The sequence below is a fragment of the Polynucleobacter sp. JS-JIR-II-c23 genome (assembly GCF_035011225.1).
In the GTDB taxonomy this organism is placed as follows: domain Bacteria; phylum Pseudomonadota; class Gammaproteobacteria; order Burkholderiales; family Burkholderiaceae; genus Polynucleobacter.
Window position 1 is genome coordinate 1465960 of sequence record NZ_JAYGQT010000001.1, and the last position, 15145, is coordinate 1481104.

The window sequence follows — 15145 nt, forward strand, 5'->3', positions numbered from 1 at the left end:
CTTTGAGTCTCTTACTTATAAACCTTCAAAGTAGAAGCATCGTCATTTAAACGGGTTTTGAGGTTACGCAACTGCCCTGCCGAACCAGGGTTGTTAGTAATAAAGTTTTGATCAGCCAAATGCTTGCGTACATCTTCAGCCAAATCCAATGAAGCCAACTTCATTAACTTGGCATTACTCGGTTTATATCCAGTGTCTCTGCCATCGATTTGGACGTCCTTACCTTCACCAGAAGCTACAAACGATGCAACGATTTGCGTTGTCTTGGTGTCGACAATATTAAAGTCCACCGTTACTTCAAGCGTCATCTGTTGCGAGGTAGATTTGGTTCCAGGAATATCAGATACATTATCCGTGCTAGAGACTTCTGCCAACACACCATATAAAACATAGTCTGCATCACCGAAATCCCCAGCCTTAATACGTTTCACAATATCGAAGTACTCGTCACCTTGATTAGGAGCTGCAGGAGTGGATTTAGCCTGGACCACTTTATAACCAGACTTGATGAGTAAGCCACGAATCGGGTTAGCTAAATAACGTAACTCACCATACTCATAATTACTTTGATAGCCAGACCTCTTCATACTTTCAGCATTGGTACTTGAAGAGCTATTACTTGGTATCCCAGCATCAACAACAGGCACGGGCGGTGAGGTTGTTCCTGAGCTGGTAGCTTTTGGATCAGATAAATCAGTGAACTTTACTGGGAACGCAGATGAATTTGCACCACCAGTAATGGCAGAGGCATTTGCTTTATCGGCATCCACTTCAATTGTCTTGGGCGTAATCACAGAGGTGATGCTATTACCAGTAGTTGCTCTGGTTTCTTCGATGAATGTTAAGTTCTTACCTTCTTTCTTAAAGTAGATATCAGTGACTGCAATTGACTTGGAATCGGCCTTTAAGGCCTCAGCACTGATGACGGGATTTTTAGGTGGGTCTGCTGGCACTTGGCCAATATACGCAGATTCCACGGGAGCAGGCGGCTTGCTAGCACAGCCAGCCAAAAGAACCAGGCTCATCCCCGTACAAGCTAATAATATTTTTTTCATGTATTGCTCAATTCTTTATGGTGTTGAGTTGCGTATTAGCGCGTAGCAGTCTTACGAATCTCTTTTTCATCAGCCCACTCGAGCAAACCGGATTCGTTGTTAATGAGATTGAGATTAAATACGTAATAAACGTCTTTCACATCCTTGGTGTTTTTGACAATAGAAGCGATCGATCCTTCGATACGATACTGAGCGCCCTGCATATTGCCGGTCTTAGCAATCGTGCTGTTCTTATATAAACCTGACTGATTTTGACGCTTGAGCTCTTCAGTCTGATTTTGCATTTCAGAAACGCTCACTGCAAATCGCACTTGACCGCTCTTCATTAACTGCGTGCGGATCTTATCGGTAATCACACGCGTATCGATATATTCAGAAGTCTTATTCTTCACGTCTGCAAGCGTCACAATAGGCGCATCTTTGCTTCCAGAGATGGCCTTAGACTGGAGCAGTGATCTTGTCATTGCCTCGGCAATCATCTGTAGATCAGTTGATCCGTAGTTTGCATTAACGGTCTCTACCGCCTTCGCATCACCGTAACGAACCTGTGGTCCTGAGCATGCAGCAAGCGCTACTACTGATAATGCAATAGCAGACAAGCGAATAGTTTTAGTGTTCATGATCATCCTTAATAAGCCTAAATCTTTTTAATATTAAATAGTTAATTGATTTTTATTTGTATTGATTTAATTCAAAACGAAAGTCAGTAGCATCCGGCGTTGGGGCAATTCCCATGATAACGGTCGACTGCCCCTTACCTACCGTTACAGGCTTCCATGGCTCTTCATCTGTTACAGCCATACCGTTTTTACCAATCCATTTAAATCGATAAGATACGAGATTGGATTTGCTGTCATTCTGTATGGTTACCTGCGCTGTTAATACGCCATTGCGCATCAAACTACGCATATCAGTAATTTGAATGCTATCCGTATCACCCATGCGTACCGTCATGTCCTTCATGGATGGCGTTGAGCTACATGCAACAAGAGCAAGTGCTGTCATCAGGATTGCAAGGTATTTTTTCATCTGGGTCTTTCCTAATTAAAAAGCTGCTGAAAGCTATTCAACAGATTGGGTGGCTCATAAGGCCTCACCCCTTCCATATTACCGCTAGCAGGGATATTGTTGGGGGTGGGATTGGGGGTTGAAATAGGGGCAGGAAGCACAGGGCTAGTTTGTGCTACTGGGGTAGTTGTTACCACGGCTGAGGCAGACTCTTCGGGCAGCGGATCCTGAAAGCCTCCCCATAGTTTCTTAAAACCTGCAAATGCACCCTCAGATGGTTTAGGTTCAACGAGAGCAGGTTGTGGGCTTGCTGGCGAGATGGCGGCTGGAGATGCGACTATTGGAGTACCAACAACAGGATCTTTGGGAGGAAGCCCAGTAGGGTCATTCGAGGTCAGTACAGTTGCCCTATTTCTAAACATGCGGATATAAACCACGTTGTACCCGCCTACTAAGTTAACAGTTTGAGATGCGGTTACGCCCGATGGCAAAGTGTATTTCAGAACAGTTGGTCCAATCGGCAGACCCATTCTGGCCATGTATGTTTGCGCGGGCAAAGTTGACCAATGACGCACATCAGTCACATTGATTGCTTGCAAGCTATATCCCGTAATCATTCCTGCAATCGCGCCAATCAGAGCAGCGCTACCATTGTTCTGATTGTTCTGATTGCTCTGGCTTCGCTTGTTAGCCGCTTGCTGGGCAGCTCGATCCGCCGCATATTGTGCAGCCAAAGAGACTAAGGCTCTAGAGGATGCTCTTAAAACATAGGCTGGCATCTCATCACGCAAGTTCTTGCGAGCCATAGCATCAATATTGGCAACCAACTCTGGATTAGCCACTTTATCGCCTAACTGAACCATGGTTGGCCTGAAACGCTCAGTAGATTTTTCGATCACCGGAAAGGTTAAAGTCACTAACTTTGGATTACCGCCCAGATTAAAAGACTGGCTAATTTGATAAGGAATAATTTTGGGCATGTAACCCGTATCAATAATGATCAAGGTATCAGCAAACGTTTTTCTACCTTGATTGGCAATATTGGAGTCCAACTTAGCAATACTGGTTTTAAAGAAGTTGACTTGTGGTCGTAACTCAATTGCCAAGCGATAACCTGGCGCAGCTAGACTTGCCTCTCCTTGTGACTCGTGAATAAAACCAGACAGGTAATATGCTGCGGGGTTCTGATAGGAGTTCTTAAGGCTACGCGTTTCCTCGTCATCCAATAGATTGATTGGGTAACCGCTAATACTTTCAATACGGCTAGATGCACCTTGAGTATTGGGATTATTTTGCTGCTCCTGCTCTACCTTGGAGACTGCGGCCACCCTACTCTGTATTAACTCCTCAATCACCTTTTCACGCTGCGCCATTTTTTTGGCTTCCACCATAGCGTCATTCCAGCGCCCTTGAGAGATGTGGTTTAAAGCGATAGTCTGACTTAATAAACTCACTTCATAAGGCTTAGGGTCATACTCGCTACTAAAACCTTCAGACAAAACGTAGCCGCTTGCTCCTGAAAAAGAGCGTCTGAGTTTGTCACTGGTAGTTACCTCCCAACGACTGACTAATTGATCTGCAGCTAATAAGTTTTGGGTGCTATTGGGAATCTGGGTGGGACCTTGCAGTCTTTGTACCTCGCCCAGCTCCATGTAATACAGGGTATTTTTATCCTTAAAGGCACTCTGAATGGCCGCTGTTGTATTTTGCAGATCACCATTTTTAAACTGCTCTTTGGACTCATTCATCTTGATTTGCTGAGTCTGCGTAGCGCAACCCACCAACAAACAGACAGCCAAAGTCACGCCGAATTTAGAAATGTCTAATGCTGAAAATTTAGGCAAATTGAGGGGTTTATGAAAAAGAGGGAAAAATGAAGGCCACATACCTTTAACGCTTAAAAATAGGCTTGGGCTGACAAGAAAATAAGGGTTTATTACTCTAATTTTGCACCTGATTGCTGTACTACCTTACCCCATTTGCTTGCTTCGGAGGCAATCAACTTAGAAAGGTCTTTGGGGCTACCTGGAGCGGGGTCCAGGCCACCAGCTAAGAGCCTGGATTTGACATTGGGGTTGTTCAAAGTTTGGCGCACCATTTGATTTAGGCGTTTTTGAATATCAGGTGGAAGGTTTGCCGGTGCCATCAATGAAAACCAAGATACAGCCTCAAAACCGGTCAAACCTTGCTCGGCTAGGGTAGGAATCTCAGGGGCAGCATGTGAGCGCTTCAGCGTAGTCACCCCTAAGGCTTGAACCTCTCCCGCCTTAATCAAAGCTAAGGAAGAAGAAAGGTTATCAAAGAGCATAGAGATACGACCACTGAGTAAGTCAGGCAAAGATTGTGCTCGTCCCTTATAAGGAATGTGACGGATTTGAACGCCTGCTATTTGTTTAAACAATTCACCTGACATGTGCAAAGAAGTGCCAACACCTGATGAACCAAAAGTGAGTTGATCTGGTTTTGCTTTTGCCAATTCAATTAACTCATGAAGATTGTTAACGCCTAATTTCTTATTCACAATTAATACATTTGGTGTGCTTGCTAAAAAACTAATGGGTGTGAAATCTTTCACAGGATCGTATGAAATCTTTTCATACAGCGCGCCATTAATCGCATGAATGCCTACCGTACCAATTAATAAGGTATAGCCATCTGGATCGCTCTTAGCAACAAGATCAGCGCCAATATTGCCGCCATAGCCTGGGCGATTCTCGACTAGTACTGGTACACCCAAGTTTTGCTGCCAATCTTCCGCTAAAACGCGCGCCAATATATCTGGAGCCCCACCGGGGGTAAAGGTTACAACGATGCGAATGGCTTGTTTTGGCCAGGTAGCGATTTTCTGGGATGTACTTTGCGCATGAACACTAAAGCCAATGGCCCACAACACAGACATAAAGAGAAAGTTCTTCAGAACTTTAGAGAATGGCATGCTCAAAATGTAGAACTAGACCGGAAGGTCTAGGTTAAAAACCAAAGCGAGAGCGTAGCCACAACCAGCCCTCATACTTCACTGGGTCATCAGCGCAGGGGCCGATACCGCATTCCAAGAGTGTAGATACGAGATTACCCAAAACCAAGAGAACGAATGCAATGACAAGGGCATTAGCAAACCATGAGCGAGAGCGAACTTCACGGTTAGGTAGCATTAACAGCACTGCAAGACCCATTAACAAACCGGTATACCCAACATATGCCCAGGTATAGAAATGCAACTCTAAAAATGTTTTTCCAAATCCTTTGTCGCCCGGCAGAATATGCAAGAACACCTGACGAAGAGAAACCATCATCCCAACCAAGCCGCCAATGATGCCCCATCCGTAGTGGGATGAATAAGCACCACAACGAATATTGAGTACCAAAGCAAAACCAATAATCACAAATCCAACGCGCTGCATTAAGCACAAAGGGCAAGGCAACTCACCAAAGTAGAGCTGATCTACAAAGGCATATGACAACATACCGACAACAGCTAGCAATGCAAGCTGATTGCCAAGCGCGGCTAGGGAGGGTAGAGAATGTTTACTCACAATCAATTACAGACTGATATTGAGATGGTCAGTTGCATGAAAACGGAACCAAACCAGAAGGATTGCAACGGTAATCGCCAAAACTGTCAAACCTGCAAGACGCTTCTCAAACCAGACTAAAACAAGTCCGATAAAAGCCGTCAGAAAAGGTAGAAACATATACATAAGGGAATTCTAGCGCAGGACTCTTAGAGTGGGGGTAATTCTATAAATTCAGGGCTTTTGGAAAGGGCTTTTGTTTAGAATGGGCTTATGACTACCAGCCCCTCTCCTCCCTGCTTAGATCTACAGATTGATGGGAATATGGCACGGGTTATTTTTAATCACCCCGCCGCTCGCAATGCCCTCACTTGGCCAATGTATGAAGAGCTCAAAAGGATTTGCGACTCCTTAGCTAACAATCCTGAAATTCGAGTAGTCATCTTGCGAGGGGCAGGAGATAAAGCATTTGTTTCAGGAAGCGACATTCAACAGTTTTTTGCACTCAAAGAAAATGAAGCATATGAAGTTGCGGTTGATCATATTTTCTCCTCACTGCAACAACTGCCGATGCCGACTATTGCCATGATTGAAGGTTTAGCAGTCGGCAGCGGTCTCTTGATGGCCACTTTCTGTGACTTTCGAATCTCCACGCCGGATGCGCGTTTCGGTATACCGGTAGCCAAGACCTTAGGAAATTGTTTATCACCAAGCAATTTGTCTTGGCTTGCGGCTCACCTAGGAGCTCCAGCAGTGAAAAAGATGCTTCTGACTGCGGAACTTATTAGGGCACCAGAATTATTAGCTTCAGGCTACCTCTATCAAACGGCAGAGTCCGCAGAAATCGAATCCGTTACCAATGCGCTCGCTCAAAAATTAGAGACCCTTGCTCCCATCACGCAAAAGGCCAGCAAGCTGACATTGGCACGCTTACTCCAAAGCAATCTTCCAGACTGCACAGATCTGATGCGAGAAACCTATAACAGCAAGGACTTTAGAGAGGGGGTGAACGCCTTCTTAGAAGGTCGCCCACCTCAGTGGATTGGGAAATAAGTAAGGCTGCTCAACTAGCCTTTAGAGTTTAAAAACTCCACCACGATTTTCAGGAACTGATCGGGCACCTCAACGTGAGGTACGTGTCCCACATTTTCAACTGGCACTAGCTTTGCATTCGGAATGGCTGCTTGCGCTTTCTTACCTAACTCCGGAAAGTTACCTAAAGACCTCACTGCCTCTGGCGGTGCAAAACGTCTACCAAATACCGTACGGTCCTTTTGACCAATCACCAATAACACCGGCATCTTTAATTGTGGCAAATCATTGACTACTGGTTTTTCAGCAATCATTTGGTATGTCAACACTGAAGTCTTCGCATAGGCCGGATAGTCCGGACCTTTTTGTACGCGCACATAGACCTCTACAAACTTTTCATAAGCAGGCTGCCAGTTTGGAAAATAACTTTGCAGAAAGCGGCGATAGCTCGTTTCAGTCTGAGCCATCTCTAGCTTGAGCAAATCGCCATTCTGTTGCGGAGGGATGTCTTTGCTGTAATCCTCAAGTCCTAAGGGGTTCTCCAATACGAGCTTTTGGACGGTTTGTGGATATAAGCGCGCAAAACGAATACCCACCATGCCGCCCATGGAGTTCGCTATGACTGAAACCTGCTTGATATTGAGAGACTTCAGTAAGTCTTGCGTATTGGCAGCTAAATCATCAAAGTGGTATGCCACATCTGGCTTAGAAGACTTTCCGAAGCCAATCTGATCAGGAGCAATCACACGATAGCCGGCCTTTGAAAGGCCTGCAATAGTGAAGGACCAATAATCACTGGAGAAATTCTTGCCATGAAATAACACCACCACACCCTTTTGCTTGCCTAAGGCCCCAACATCCATATACATCATGCTTGCTGCTTGCCCCTGTAAAGAAGTTTTAAATTCCTTGAGTGGGTATGGGTAAGGCCATTTGCTGATTCGCAAATCTAAAGGGGCTGCATCAGCATAAAGACTGACAGGTGGAGTTGATGAGGTCTTCTCAGTATTGGCGCATGAAACCAAAAAAACAGGTGCAACTAACGCTGCACCAATCAGCAATACTTTCTTGAGAAAACTTGTCATCAATCTGACCTTCTTTTTGATTTAGAGAATTTTTGTTTTTAAGTTTGGTAAACCGGCAACACTACCTTCAAGTACATCCCCTTTTTTAACTGGGCCAACACCTGCTGGCGTACCGGAGAAAATTAAGTCACCTGGTTCCAAGGTAAATAAGGTAGATAGATAAGCAATCGTGTCAGGAACATTCCAAATCAACTGGTTAAGATCGCCCTCTTGACGAACTTCACCATTCACTAAGAGCTTAACGGCGCCCTTGGCAGGATGACCACACTGACTAGCTGGCGTGATCTCACCGCAAGGGGCAGATTGATCAAATGCTTTACCGGTATCCCAAGGACGCCCCATCTTCTTAGCCTCACCTTGAAGATCGCGCCGAGTCATATCCAGACCAACTCCGTAACCATAGACATACTCTAAGGCTTTTTCTGCAGAAATATTTGCGCCGCCTTTACCAATAGCGACCACCATTTCAATTTCGTGGTGAACATCCTTTGATAAATTTGGGTAAGCCATATCTTTACCATCAGTCACAATCGAGTTAGCAGGCTTCATAAAGAAGAATGGTGGCTCTCGATCAGGATCATGACCCATCTCGCGTGCATGATCGGCATAGTTTCTACCAACGCAGTAAATACGATTCACGGCGAAGCGACGAGTATCGCCAGTCACAGGCAATGAAATTACTGCTGGGGGATCAATCACGAATGCTGAAGACATAAAAACCTTTCTAAGAATTTTAATGAATAAGTGCTTTATTTCTGATGTTTAGAAGTATGACGCAATTTCAACAATAAGATGCTGAGCGCCAGGGCAAAGGTGAGGGCGTTGGCCAAAATGAGAGGCCACTTTTCAATAATGAGGCCATAAACCAGCCACAAACCCACCCCCGCAGTAAATAAGGAGTACATCCCCAAGGAGATGCCCGATAGGTCCCTGGTGCGCCAAGACTGTATCGCCTGCGGTAAAAAGGCAATGGTAGTCAAGAATGCGGCGCAATATCCAATAATCTCGATTTGATGGGGCTCAAGGTTCATTTATTCATTGTAATAAGAGAAATTTGCAGTTCATTGACGCAGCGCATGAATTTTTAATCTGTAGATAATAGAAAATCGTAACTCAACCCACCATTAAAAATACAAAATGAGACAACATCTAATTCGAGGCTTTGGCCTACTCCTTTGCAGTAGCCTGATCACCGCTCCACTGTTGGCGCAAACCAGTAGCTCCGCTATTAAAAACTATCCTGACAAGCCTATTAGGCTTGTTATTCCATACCCACCAGGTGGTGCAACTGATGTGATTGGTCGCATCATGGCGCAAGAGCTATCTAAGTCACTTAACCAACAGGTAGTTCCTGATAATCGCGCAGGCGATAGCGGCAATATTGGTGCGGATATGGTTGCAAAGTCCCCTGCTGATGGCTATACGCTTTTAATGGGGGCTCTCACTTCACACTCTATCAACGCGAATCTTGATAAAGATAAGATTCGATACAACCTCGAAAAAGATTTCACACCAGTTGACGTGGTAGGAGTAGTGCCTCTGGTATTTGTAGTGAATCCTTCAGTCCCTGTAAAGAATATGAAAGAGTTCATTGCTTACGCAAAAGCGAATCCAGGCAAACTTACTTTCGCCTCATCTGGAGCTGGCGCCCCACAACGCCTTGCAATGGAAATGTTTCGCTATCAACTTGGTTTAGATCTATTGCATGTACCTTATAAAGGTAGCGGCCCCGCTATGACTGATCTAGTAGGCGGTCAAGTGCTCACGATGTCTGAAACAGTTCCAGCAGCCCTGCAATTTATTCAAGCAGGTCAATTAAGACCTCTAGCTGTAACAACCGCTAAACGCATTAGTCAACTACCAGATGTTCCTACCATAACCGAAGCCACCGGCCTGCCTAACTTTGATGTAGTAAGCATGTTTGGTATTTTGGCTCCAGCAGGAACACCTAAGCCGATCATCGACAAACTCAGTGGTGACATCAAAATTATTTTGCAGCGCCCTGAAGTACAGGAACGCATGTTGGCAGCTGGCGTTTATGTGAACTACCTTTCGCCCGCGGATTCTAGCAAGCGAATTTCACGTGAAATGACTATGTGGAGCAAAGTCATTAAAGATGCAAACGTAAAAGCAGATTGAACGCTTACCACTCTCAAATGCGATAAGGGGTTTCTTTGAGACCCCTTATTTCTTAATGACCTTTCTTAATGACCTTACCTCATTTAATTATTTCGGACTCTTTCCTTGCGATGATCTAATTCGTTTTGGGAGGCAATAAAAATGCTGCAACTGCAGCAAAAATTCTCAAATACCCGCCATAAAGAACTTGAATCGCCATAACTTGCTAAGCTCGTTTTTTGAATGATTTAATTCATATAAACTCTTCCCACCAATACTCAGTTATTACTAAAACTATGCAAAATTCTGCATTACTCCAATTCTGCTATTACCTGGAGAGCACTCCTCTCAATGCAGCAATACAAAATAATTTCTGGGTAGTGCCCTTTTTGCAGAGCATCCATATTCTAGCTATAGCGTCCATTCTGGTAGGCGCCCTTCTGATCAATCTCAGAATCTTAGGTATTCACGGGCAAAGTGAACCAATTGCAGCTGTAATTAATCGATATCAGTCTTTAATCTGGCTTGCACTTCCAGTGCTACTGATTACCGGCTGCATCATGATCGTAGGAGAACCCGCAAGATCTTTAACCAATCCAGCCTTTCAACTAAAAATGCTGATGTTGCTTGTGGTGATCATGATCACCCTACTGTTTCAGAAAAAGTGGCATAGCAATAACTCTTTTACTCCAGTAAATACTGCAAACCGTTTGCTGGCAATTTTGTCGCTAGCTTTGTGGGTTGGCATTGTTGCTGCTGGCCGCTGGATTGCCTACGCCTAATCAAAAATTCATAACAATTAATTACAAAAAGATATGAACGACATTCTGATTTTCATTTATAGCAATCCCCTAGCGCAAACGATTCGCGAAAATGAATTACTATTTCCCTGGATTGAAGCCATCCATGTTCTTGCAGTCACATTGGTCATTGGCTCAATTGCATTGGTGGATCTGCGCTTGATTGGGGTACGCGCGTTAAATCGAGCAATTAGTAATATCAGCAAAGAGCTTCTGCCGATTACCTGGATGGCTTTTTTAGCTGCCGCTATTACAGGCGCGATTCTTTTCACCTCGAATGCGCTAAGTTATAGTCAAAATTTTTACTTCATCTCTAAAATTATTTTACTTGGCTTGGCAGGCATCAATATGATGTGCTTTCAATTTATTATTGGCAAAAATCTTGATAGCTGGAATCACTACCAACAATTGCCAATAGCGGCCCGAAGTGCCGGAGCCATTTCACTAACGCTTTGGATAAGTATTATTTTTTGCGGTCGCTGGATTGGCTTTACGCTCGAACTAGTATCAGCAACATCATGAATAAAAAAAGAGGGGATATGAAAAGAAAACTAATCTGTCTATTAATGGCTGCGGGTTTAGGAATAGGCCTTGCACAAAATACAGTGGCCCAATCAACCAAGCCTATCATCAATCCCCCACCTACGGCTAAAGACTGGGGCAACCTTGCTAAGCTGCCTGATTGGGGTGGCGTGTGGAATCCTAAAATCTCGGATCAAGATAAACAAGCCAAAACCAATATGCCACCTTGGACCCCCGCCGCCAACGAACTCATTCAATTTCAACTGGCTGAGGAAAAGGCTGGGAGACCCCCTCCACTCTTCGTGAATTGCCTGCCTGAAGCGATGCCTGCGTGGATGTTGGTTACCCATAACGCAATGGAAATCCTTTTTACGCCAGGCAGAGTGACCTTGCTTGGTGAGTCTGATGGCAATCGTTTGCGACGTATCTATACCGATGGTCGCCCCCATCCGGAAGATCCAGACCCGACTTTTCATGGCCACTCTATTGGTAAGTGGGAGGGCGATACGCTTGTGGTGGATACGGTAGGCGTAGTGCCTCAGGCTTATATTGCTATCAGCGAAGCTGCCGGCGTTCCCAATAATGGTGATATGCGCATCATCGAACGAATTCATTTAGCGGGTAAAGATGAATTGCATGACGATATTGAGATCATTGCCCCCAATGTGCTAACCAAGCCCTGGAAAACAACCCGTATTTATTTCCGTCAACGCGCTCGTAAATTCGATATTGTCGAAGGAGTTTGTTTAGAGGGCTCTTTTGCTCCAGGAAAAGATAATCGCGGTAATGATATTTACGTTCCCGTTCAATACGATGTGGGCGGCAATCGCATTCCACCCCAATAATTTATATCTAGGTCACATCAAGGAGATAGTATTTTGAAACTCACCACATTCACAAGAGTAGCCTCATTCGCTATTGCATTATCAGTGTCAGCCCTAGCGTTTGCACACCATGCCACCACCATGTTTGATAGAGATAAAGTATTTACTATCACTGGGGTAGTTAAAGAAGTTCAGTGGACCAACCCACACGTTGGCATATTTGTAACTGGCACACTCAAGGATGGCGATGCACCTGCCCTTTGGATACTCGAAGTTTCAAGTCCGGGAAATCTGACTCGTGCAGGCGGCTGGACTAGAAACGCTGTAAAAGCAGGAGATAAAGTATCAGTGGAATTTTGGCCATTACGCAACGGCAATAAAGGTGGATACCTTAAGAAAGTAACGCTAACTGATACCGGAAAGTTCTACACTGCTGATATTCGCGCTCAAGAAAGCCCTAACCTAGAAGAACGCGAGCAGAAATAGTTTGTTTTAAATTTAATTTAATGGAATGGAAAAAATCGCTTTAAGCGTTAATGAGTCCGTACTGTTAGAGAAGCCCTTACCTACCCCAGCCTGAAAAGAAAGTGGTTTGCCATCGTAGTACATCATTAAGAAACCCAACTGTTGGGTGTTTTGATAGTTGATAGGCTGACCAAGTTGATTCAGGTTGGAGTAATACTCCACCCCGAGCGCCAGCTCAGGTGTTACTTCCCTAGATAAGCGAGTAGCCGTAGAAAAATATGGTGACTGATGCACGTAAGGCTGGGAGAGTGGCATATCCACAATAGGGTTAAATGAGAAAAGCCACTCATCAAAATGCTTGCCAATAATAAAACGCATTTCACCGTTGTATCTAGACTCATCAAACTGGGGTTGTACGTTGGATAACTCTAGATTTGCGCCTGCGAAAAAGGAGTCGCCTTTATCTTCGCGAATTGGCAACCATTTCATACGCACTTTGGTTGCCGCATACTGAAACTTGTTGTCATAGTTCACATAAGAGATATACAAACCTGCTTCGAGATCATGGCCTAAGCCATAGGCAAACTCAGGAGTCACTCGTACACCGTTATTGTTCATCACCTCACCCGGATAGGAGGGGCTTTGAATGCCTCGGGGAGTACTGTTTAAATGCACCTCAAGACTGGCTTCACCCTTGGCATTAATTTCGTCATCGTAAACCTGAATTTCATCCTGCAGGACCGCCATGCTGACCGATGGCAGCAGCAGTAAGGATACTGACACTAATCCCTGTAAAAAGGCTTTGGCGAGGGAGTGGGCTTGCATCTGCATGAGGCAAGAGTTTAACAATGATTACGGTTTTTTGACGCGCTCACTCCAAAGCTGCCATGGGCGTCCAATGGTCTTCTCAATGGTTTCCTGCGCAGTAACAGCTTCGCCGGGGGTAAGGTATTGCACCTGACCCATCTTCATTGCCTCAGACTGAATGCTTGCATTTTGAATTGCATACACCGTTCTAAAGACTGCCTTCTTAATGGAGTCTGCCCCTGAAGCATATCCATGGCCCCGCATCAAAACAAAATACTGCAAACCCATAGTTTTAGATAGGGCATCACCTAGCTCAACATTACTAATAAACATATCCGTATCTGGATTGGGCTTAGCAAAATTGCGGATCTCAAAAATAGGCGCGCCATCCCCTAAGAATGCACTCATGTGATACACAGGTTTGAGAGTGGTACCTGTAAGTCCATATGGCAGTATGGGTGCAGCATGACCATGGATTACCGAATTAATATCGGGGCGATTTTTTAGAACACCACTATGAATATATCTCTCACCATAAGCCACTCGTGTATCGCCATTTAAAGCTTTGCCATTCATATCGAATTCCATGATGTCTTCAATTTTGACAACTGATGGCGCGACACTTCTTGCCAGAAAGAATGTATTAGGATTGGCTGGGTTACGAACACTAATATGGCCATAGCCATCAACAGCATTTTGGTCATACAAAATATGATTCGCAAGAACAAGTTCTTCAACAGCTGTCTTGACTGCCATATTTTGATCCATCTGCTCCTGAACGGTTGCAGCATGTGCCTGAGTAAAAAGCAATGCAAACAAAGGGGAAAGTAATTGTTTTTTCATTATTCAACCTTGCCAATCTTTTTAACAACCTCGCCCATCTGAGCCGATTCCTTATCCCAGTAAGCCTTAAATTCAGGCGCATCCATATATTGAATTGGACTTCCTGCCCCATTGATCACAGCCCGCACTCGCTCATCATTGGCAGCCTGTTTAGCAGCCTCACGTAACTTATTGGTGATGTAATCAGGGGTTGCGCTGGGTACAAATAATCCAGCCCATTGAGAGAACTCGATCTTGACGCCCATTTCTTTAAAGCTAGGCACCTCAGGCATGCTGGCCAACCTACCATCACCCCAATGAGCCAAGGCGCGCACTTTGCCCGCCTTAATTTGCTGAACGATAGAGGAAGGTCCTGTAGCAATCGCATCTACCTGCCCTCCTAATAAACCTACAATCGCCGGTCCTGCACCCGTATACGGAATGTGAACCATATAGAACTTCTCGGAAGACTTGAGCATCTCCATCGGCACATGCATCGTTCCATAGTTTCCTGATGAACCAAAATTGTATTTACCCGGATTAGCGCGCATTGCTGCAACAAAAGCTTTGTAATCTTTCCATGGGCTATCCGCCCTGACCACTAAAACTGTTGGATCCGCAGTAAAACGTGCAATGGGCTTGAGTTGATTGAGTTGAAAAGATTGCTCTCTTCCCACCACTTTATCTGCCTCTGGAATAATTGAAATAGACGATAAGGCCATCAAAATCGTATAGCCATCAGGCTTTGCCCTGGCTACTGCTGCCATGCCAATGCCACCACCAGCCCCAGCTTTATTTTCTACAATCACTGGCTGACCCAAGCTACGAGATAGCGCCTCTGCCACCGGCCTACCAACAGTATCAGCAACCCCACCCGGTGGAAATGGCACAACCATGGTGATGGGTTTCGTGGGCCAGGCTTCTGGCGTCTGCGCAAAAGCACCCGTAGAGACCAAGCAAGCGCATAGAAGGCCCAAGGCTGCAACAAATGAATATTTTTGCCTCATTTTTTGTCTCGAATACGTAAATTAGTTATTATTTATGCTCTTTATCCTACTACAAGATTCATCACAATAAACAGGGGCTAGCGTAGAC

Annotated in this window: 19 protein-coding genes; 6 read left to right on the forward strand and 13 right to left on the reverse strand. The window is 44.8% G+C overall.

Annotation, left to right across the window (positions count from 1 at the left end):
* Window positions 1–11 precede the first annotated feature (11 nt).
* From VC159_RS07410 to VC159_RS07440, 7 genes are all read right to left on the reverse strand, one after another.
* On the reverse strand, window positions 12–1055 hold the full coding sequence (locus VC159_RS07410; RefSeq protein ID WP_323473196.1) for a hypothetical protein: 1044 nt from the start codon (window positions 1053–1055) through the stop codon (window positions 12–14).
* 35 nt (window positions 1056–1090) lie between these two features.
* Entirely contained in the window at window positions 1091–1681 is a 591-nt protein-coding gene (gene lpoB, locus VC159_RS07415; RefSeq protein WP_323473197.1) for a penicillin-binding protein activator LpoB, read from the reverse strand.
* 46 nt (window positions 1682–1727) lie between these two features.
* The gene (locus tag VC159_RS07420) at window positions 1728–2084 is read right to left on the reverse strand and encodes a YcfL family protein (RefSeq protein ID WP_215359777.1); all 357 of its coding nucleotides are present in this window, start codon (window positions 2082–2084) and stop codon (window positions 1728–1730) included.
* Between the two features lie 11 nt (window positions 2085–2095).
* Window positions 2096–3907, reverse strand: a complete 1812-nt coding sequence (locus VC159_RS07425) for a hypothetical protein (protein ID WP_323473198.1) — start codon at window positions 3905–3907, stop codon at window positions 2096–2098.
* A gap of 92 nt (window positions 3908–3999) precedes the next feature.
* Entirely contained in the window at window positions 4000–4998 is a 999-nt protein-coding gene (locus VC159_RS07430; protein ID WP_323473199.1) for a tripartite tricarboxylate transporter substrate binding protein, read from the reverse strand.
* Between the two features lie 34 nt (window positions 4999–5032).
* Window positions 5033–5596 (reverse strand): disulfide bond formation protein B, encoded by a 564-nt coding sequence (locus VC159_RS07435; protein ID WP_323473200.1) that lies wholly within the window; start codon window positions 5594–5596, stop codon window positions 5033–5035.
* A 6-nt stretch (window positions 5597–5602) separates the two neighbouring features.
* Entirely contained in the window at window positions 5603–5761 is a 159-nt protein-coding gene (locus VC159_RS07440; RefSeq protein ID WP_158009030.1) for a DUF5993 family protein, read from the reverse strand.
* Window positions 5762–5848: 87 nt separating this feature from the next.
* On the opposite strand from VC159_RS07440, the gene VC159_RS07445 reads away from it, so the two are divergent.
* Complete coding sequence (locus VC159_RS07445) at window positions 5849–6628, forward strand: enoyl-CoA hydratase/isomerase family protein (protein WP_323473201.1); 780 nt, start codon at window positions 5849–5851, stop codon at window positions 6626–6628.
* A gap of 14 nt (window positions 6629–6642) precedes the next feature.
* On the opposite strand, the gene VC159_RS07450 is transcribed toward VC159_RS07445, so the two are convergent.
* The 3 genes from VC159_RS07450 to VC159_RS07460 are packed head-to-tail and all read right to left on the reverse strand — an operon-like array spanning window position 6643 to window position 8723.
* On the reverse strand, window positions 6643–7692 hold the full coding sequence (locus VC159_RS07450; RefSeq protein WP_323473202.1) for an alpha/beta hydrolase: 1050 nt from the start codon (window positions 7690–7692) through the stop codon (window positions 6643–6645).
* 21 nt (window positions 7693–7713) lie between these two features.
* Entirely contained in the window at window positions 7714–8406 is a 693-nt protein-coding gene (locus VC159_RS07455; protein WP_323473203.1) for a fumarylacetoacetate hydrolase family protein, read from the reverse strand.
* 35 nt (window positions 8407–8441) lie between these two features.
* A complete protein-coding gene (locus tag VC159_RS07460) occupies window positions 8442–8723 on the reverse strand; it encodes a SemiSWEET transporter (protein ID WP_215359765.1) in 282 nt (93 codons plus the stop codon).
* Window positions 8724–8829: 106 nt separating this feature from the next.
* Between VC159_RS07460 and VC159_RS07465 the strand changes: the two genes are divergently transcribed.
* The 5 genes from VC159_RS07465 (at window position 8830) to VC159_RS07485 (ending at window position 12442) form a co-directional block, all read left to right on the forward strand.
* Window positions 8830–9831 (forward strand): Bug family tripartite tricarboxylate transporter substrate binding protein, encoded by a 1002-nt coding sequence (locus VC159_RS07465; protein WP_215359763.1) that lies wholly within the window; start codon window positions 8830–8832, stop codon window positions 9829–9831.
* 275 nt (window positions 9832–10106) lie between these two features.
* Window positions 10107–10592: a DUF6644 family protein gene (locus VC159_RS07470; protein WP_215359761.1), complete on the forward strand. Its 486-nt coding sequence runs from the start codon at window positions 10107–10109 to the stop codon at window positions 10590–10592.
* A 33-nt stretch (window positions 10593–10625) separates the two neighbouring features.
* The gene (locus VC159_RS07475) at window positions 10626–11132 is read left to right on the forward strand and encodes a DUF6644 family protein (RefSeq protein WP_215359759.1); all 507 of its coding nucleotides are present in this window, start codon (window positions 10626–10628) and stop codon (window positions 11130–11132) included.
* Between the two features lie 17 nt (window positions 11133–11149).
* Complete coding sequence (locus tag VC159_RS07480) at window positions 11150–11977, forward strand: hypothetical protein (RefSeq protein ID WP_323473204.1); 828 nt, start codon at window positions 11150–11152, stop codon at window positions 11975–11977.
* 33 nt (window positions 11978–12010) lie between these two features.
* Window positions 12011–12442 carry a DUF6152 family protein gene (locus VC159_RS07485; protein ID WP_215359755.1) on the forward strand — a complete coding sequence of 144 codons (432 nt, stop codon included), beginning with the start codon at window positions 12011–12013 and terminating at the stop codon, window positions 12440–12442.
* A 12-nt stretch (window positions 12443–12454) separates the two neighbouring features.
* On the opposite strand, the gene VC159_RS07490 is transcribed toward VC159_RS07485, so the two are convergent.
* The 3 genes from VC159_RS07490 to VC159_RS07500 are packed head-to-tail and all read right to left on the reverse strand — an operon-like array spanning window position 12455 to window position 15057.
* The gene (locus VC159_RS07490; RefSeq protein WP_323473205.1) at window positions 12455–13252 is read right to left on the reverse strand and encodes a transporter; all 798 of its coding nucleotides are present in this window, start codon (window positions 13250–13252) and stop codon (window positions 12455–12457) included.
* 21 nt (window positions 13253–13273) lie between these two features.
* Window positions 13274–14071: a class II aldolase/adducin family protein gene (locus VC159_RS07495; protein ID WP_215359751.1), complete on the reverse strand. Its 798-nt coding sequence runs from the start codon at window positions 14069–14071 to the stop codon at window positions 13274–13276.
* The gene (locus VC159_RS07500) at window positions 14071–15057 is read right to left on the reverse strand and encodes a tripartite tricarboxylate transporter substrate binding protein (RefSeq protein ID WP_323473206.1); all 987 of its coding nucleotides are present in this window, start codon (window positions 15055–15057) and stop codon (window positions 14071–14073) included. Before VC159_RS07500 ends, VC159_RS07495 begins: the two co-directional genes overlap by 1 nt.
* Window positions 15058–15145: the final 88 nt, after the last annotated feature.

What these genes read in the sequence shown, in the direction of transcription:
- VC159_RS07440 (WP_158009030.1), bottom strand. Translation starts at nt 5,761, where the DNA reads ATGTATATGTTTCTACCTTTTCTGACGGCTTTTATCGGACTTGTTTTA.
- lpoB (WP_323473197.1), bottom strand. Translation starts at nt 1,681, where the DNA reads ATGATCATGAACACTAAAACTATTCGCTTGTCTGCTATTGCATTATCA.
- VC159_RS07470 (WP_215359761.1), top strand. Translation starts at nt 10,107, where the DNA reads ATGCAAAATTCTGCATTACTCCAATTCTGCTATTACCTGGAGAGCACT.
- VC159_RS07445 (WP_323473201.1), top strand. Translation starts at nt 5,849, where the DNA reads ATGACTACCAGCCCCTCTCCTCCCTGCTTAGATCTACAGATTGATGGG.
- VC159_RS07465 (WP_215359763.1), top strand. Translation starts at nt 8,830, where the DNA reads ATGAGACAACATCTAATTCGAGGCTTTGGCCTACTCCTTTGCAGTAGC.
- VC159_RS07410 (WP_323473196.1), bottom strand. Translation starts at nt 1,055, where the DNA reads ATGAAAAAAATATTATTAGCTTGTACGGGGATGAGCCTGGTTCTTTTG.
- VC159_RS07450 (WP_323473202.1), bottom strand. Translation starts at nt 7,692, where the DNA reads ATGACAAGTTTTCTCAAGAAAGTATTGCTGATTGGTGCAGCGTTAGTT.
- VC159_RS07460 (WP_215359765.1), bottom strand. Translation starts at nt 8,723, where the DNA reads ATGAACCTTGAGCCCCATCAAATCGAGATTATTGGATATTGCGCCGCA.
- VC159_RS07500 (WP_323473206.1), bottom strand. Translation starts at nt 15,057, where the DNA reads ATGAGGCAAAAATATTCATTTGTTGCAGCCTTGGGCCTTCTATGCGCT.
- VC159_RS07420 (WP_215359777.1), bottom strand. Translation starts at nt 2,084, where the DNA reads ATGAAAAAATACCTTGCAATCCTGATGACAGCACTTGCTCTTGTTGCA.
- VC159_RS07490 (WP_323473205.1), bottom strand. Translation starts at nt 13,252, where the DNA reads ATGCAGATGCAAGCCCACTCCCTCGCCAAAGCCTTTTTACAGGGATTA.
- VC159_RS07455 (WP_323473203.1), bottom strand. Translation starts at nt 8,406, where the DNA reads ATGTCTTCAGCATTCGTGATTGATCCCCCAGCAGTAATTTCATTGCCT.
- VC159_RS07495 (WP_215359751.1), bottom strand. Translation starts at nt 14,071, where the DNA reads ATGAAAAAACAATTACTTTCCCCTTTGTTTGCATTGCTTTTTACTCAG.
- VC159_RS07430 (WP_323473199.1), bottom strand. Translation starts at nt 4,998, where the DNA reads ATGCCATTCTCTAAAGTTCTGAAGAACTTTCTCTTTATGTCTGTGTTG.
- VC159_RS07480 (WP_323473204.1), top strand. Translation starts at nt 11,150, where the DNA reads ATGAAAAGAAAACTAATCTGTCTATTAATGGCTGCGGGTTTAGGAATA.
- VC159_RS07475 (WP_215359759.1), top strand. Translation starts at nt 10,626, where the DNA reads ATGAACGACATTCTGATTTTCATTTATAGCAATCCCCTAGCGCAAACG.